The organism is Flavobacterium caeni, assembly GCF_900101895.1.
In the GTDB taxonomy this organism is placed as follows: Bacteria; Bacteroidota; Bacteroidia; order Flavobacteriales; family Flavobacteriaceae; genus Flavobacterium; species Flavobacterium caeni.
On the sequence record NZ_FMVF01000053.1, the window covers coordinates 1 to 2,066 of the forward strand.

Consider the following 2,066-nt stretch of genomic DNA (forward strand, 5'->3'; position numbering starts at 1 on the left):
AGTAGCGTGGCAGTTTTACAATACATCAACTTCCTCAATGGAAAACCATTAAATCATCTGAAGCATGCCTTGGGAAATCAAACCGCACAACGGGTTTTTTTTAGTATTTTCATTCTTTTATTTTTTTATTATTTTTTTAGTAGAAATGTTATCTGATTTGTCTATTATTTTGACAAGATATAGCCCGACAGGAAGATGACTAATATCTACTTGATTTATATTGTTTTCTTCTAAAGACTTTATCATTTTACCAGTATAGTCGTAGAGTTCAATTTTCTTAATATTTTCAATATCTCCCGAAAAATTAAATTCTCCACTTGTCGGATTAGGAAAAATATCAATAAAAGTCATGTTGTTATTCTCGTCAAGTCCTAGTGTAGAATTATTAAATTTGGCAATAAATGCGTCTGTAAAGCCTCCAACTACTGGATAACCATTTACAATGTTTCCGTCAAAATTAATATTATCTTGAATTAGAGTACCACCAAAAACAATATCATCACTGTTGGATAAATCCATATTCACGGGTGACATTCTGAATGTACTTCCAGCTTGTCTTGACCAAACAAAATTATTGGAAGTTGTATCAAACTTTACAAAAAATGATTTTCTAGCATTTTGTGTGATACAACCATTTGTTTCGGCTTCACAATCAGAATTTGGAAGTATTACTCCATTAGCAATTTCAACAGGTTGTATATAAGATCCTAAACCGATAATATTACCATTAGTGTCAAAAGCTATATCATTCATGCCAATTGAATAATTATACAAATCATTAGATGTTTTTAACCATAATCTATTTCCCACACTATCAAATTTAGCCAAAAACATAAATGAGTCTCTGCGGTAATTTTGACTATTTCCTCCATTAGGGTCAACAACATAAGGAGCAAATATAGTTGAACTACCAAAGCTTAAGTTAAAGTTTTGAAAAGTTTCCCATAAGCCAGGAATTGCACCACAAATATAAATATTACCTTGATTATCAATTAACGACTCACTAACACCTAATGAAACATAATAATCAAAACCAATATTTATTCCTGAATATGTACTTAGTGTAGTTGCCCAAATTCCATTACCGGTATTGGCATCAATTTTGGCTAAAAATCCAGGCTGGGCTTCTAAGTTAATTGGATTATTGAAAACAAAATTACCAATATTAACAGTCGCTGCTCTAGCAGTACCAGCAATTGCAATAACATTATTTTCATTGATGTTAAATTTTGAATAACTCTTAGTATCAAAACTTTTTAAACCTGACAGCCATGCAACATCTCCGGAAGGATTTAATTTTAACATAAAGTAGTCTTCTTTATATTGATTGGTATTGAAGACACCACTACCCGTTACTGAAAAATTATCTACAAACATTGTTTCTCCAAAGAAAAAACCTAAACAATAAATATTGTCCAAATGATCTACTTTTACTTGACGCATAGTAATACCGTTTGGACCAATATTTAATGGATAAGTCCCTAAATTAACATCGATAGGTTTAGTCCATATATGTTGCCCATTAGGATTTAGTTTTACTACAAATCCTTTAGCTCTGTTTGGAAATTGACCTATTGGGTGTGGAAGAGGAATACTTCCTAACATAGCATCATAAGATCTAGTACTAATTACGAGTATGATATTATTTTGACTATCGGTATCTACCGATTGTATATTTTCAAAATAGCCGCCGGATGTTTTTAAGTACCACAATAGCGTACCTGAAGAACTGTATTTTGCAATATAAGAATCAGACCATCCATAATTTGACGTGTAACCACCATATTCTGCTGCAGGCGGAGATTGAGGTAGTATATTGCCTTGAAGATTAAATTCTAATCCTTCATACCCTCTTGTAGTTCCAATTTCAATTACATTTCCTACTTGGTCGACAGCAACCCCATTACCAGAATCGTTTAATCCTGAGTGATTAATTTTCCCCCATGAAAAAGTTGGAGCTTGTGAAAAGCTAGTTATGGAAATAACTAATGTAAAAAAGTAAATAATTTTTTTCATAATGTTTATTTTATACCCGTTGTGCGGTTTGATTTAAGCAATAAAACACA

General features: G+C 31.8%; 1 protein-coding gene. It reads right to left on the reverse strand.

Features of this window, described 5'->3' with window-relative positions; all coding sequences use genetic code 11:
* Positions 1–117: 117 nt before the first annotated feature.
* Positions 118–2,016 carry a T9SS type A sorting domain-containing protein gene (locus tag BLP55_RS16400; RefSeq protein WP_091147424.1) on the reverse strand — a complete coding sequence of 633 codons (1,899 nt, stop codon included), beginning with the start codon at positions 2,014–2,016 and terminating at the stop codon, positions 118–120.
* Positions 2,017–2,066: the final 50 nt, after the last annotated feature.

What these genes read in the sequence shown, in the direction of transcription:
- BLP55_RS16400 (WP_091147424.1), bottom strand. Translation starts at nt 2,016, where the DNA reads ATGAAAAAAATTATTTACTTTTTTACATTAGTTATTTCCATAACTAGC.